2 protein-coding genes are annotated in these 1,239 nt (G+C 65.4%); both read left to right on the top strand.

The features are described from left to right. Positions 1-63: 63 nt before the first annotated feature. Complete coding sequence (locus U1700_RS14860) at positions 64-447, top strand: GtrA family protein (RefSeq protein WP_332753457.1); 384 nt, start codon at positions 64-66, stop codon at positions 445-447. 4 nt (positions 448-451) lie between these two features. Then, positions 452-1,180 (top strand): class I SAM-dependent methyltransferase, encoded by a 729-nt coding sequence (locus U1700_RS14855; RefSeq protein ID WP_332753456.1) that lies wholly within the window; start codon positions 452-454, stop codon positions 1,178-1,180. Positions 1,181-1,239: the final 59 nt, after the last annotated feature.

Here is a 1,239-nt window from a genome sequence, read left to right as displayed (position 1 = left end):
AGGGCAAGGTTGGGGGGTATGGCGACTCTGCAGCACCAGATCGATCGATGGCGGTCCAGCGGGATGCTGGGCCAGATCATCCGCTTTGGTATCGCGGGCGGATTGTCGACGGTCGTCTATTCCGCCGTCTATCTGCCGCTGACCTCCTGGGTCCTGCCACACGACAAGGCCGTGCTGGCGGTGCCGCCCGCTTTTCTGGTCGCGGTCATCGTCGGCTTCTTCCTGCACAGCGCGTGGAGCTTTCGCGGACACGGCACCCGCGACTCCAGCGGCAGGCAGCATCTGAAATTCCTCGTCGTCCAGGGTTTCGGCCTGGCGCTCAATGCACTGTTCACCTGGATCGTGACGGGGCTTATGCATCAACAACCCTGGGTCGCGCTGATCCCGGTGGTCACGATCACGCCGATCGCGACCTTCGCGCTCAACCGCCAATGGGTCTTCGGATAAGTTCATGGACCGTATCGTTTACGACCGCATGGCCGCGCATGATTCCACCCATTGGTGGTACCGCGCGCGCCGCGACATTCTGGCGGACTATCTGACCCGCTATGGCAAGCTGCCCAAGGACGCGCGTATCCTCGAGATCGGTTGCGGCACCGGGCACAACCTGCCGATGCTGGCCAGCTTCGGCACGGTCGATGCGATCGAAATCGATCCGGCCGCGCGCGAGATCGCGTCGCAGCGCCTCGGCAAGCCGGTCCAGGCCGCGCCGCTCCCCGAACTGCCGGGGATCGCGCGGGGGGCGTACGACCTGATCGCGGTGCTCGACGTGGTGGAGCATATCGAGGACGATGTTGCCGCACTGGCCGCGATGAAATCCTGCCTGAAGCCCGGCGGCAAGATCCTGATCGCGGTCCCCGCGCACCAGTGGATGTGGTCGGCGCATGACGTGGTGAACCATCATCATCGCCGTTATTCCAAGGGGACTTTGGTGTCGGCGATCGAGAAGGCGGGGCTGAAACCCCGCAAGCTCGGCTATTTCAACTCGCTGCTGTTCCCACTGGCCGCCGCCGCGCGGATCGCTGGGCGGATCACGGGCCGCGACGACAGCGACGACTCGCCGCCGCCCGCACCGCTCAACAAGGCGTTCGAGGCGATCTTCCGGCTGGAGCGGCATCTGGTGGGGCGCGTTCCCATGACGCCGGGGGTGTCGATCGTGACCTTGGCGGAGCCTGTCTGACGCTGGCGTTGGGGCGTGGCCTTCGACTTCGCTCAGGCTGAGCGGAGGTGGGGATATGC

This window comes from Sphingomonas sp. RB1R13 (assembly GCF_036663775.1).
Lineage (GTDB): Bacteria > Pseudomonadota > Alphaproteobacteria > Sphingomonadales > Sphingomonadaceae > Sphingomicrobium.
This window is presented reverse-complemented; position numbering and strand designations above follow the sequence as displayed.

Excerpts from the sequence above, each read along its gene's own strand:
- U1700_RS14860 (WP_332753457.1), top strand. The coding sequence starts at position 64 with ATGCTGGGCCAGATCATCCGCTTTGGTATCGCGGGCGGATTGTCGACG.
- U1700_RS14855 (WP_332753456.1), top strand. The coding sequence starts at position 452 with ATGGACCGTATCGTTTACGACCGCATGGCCGCGCATGATTCCACCCAT.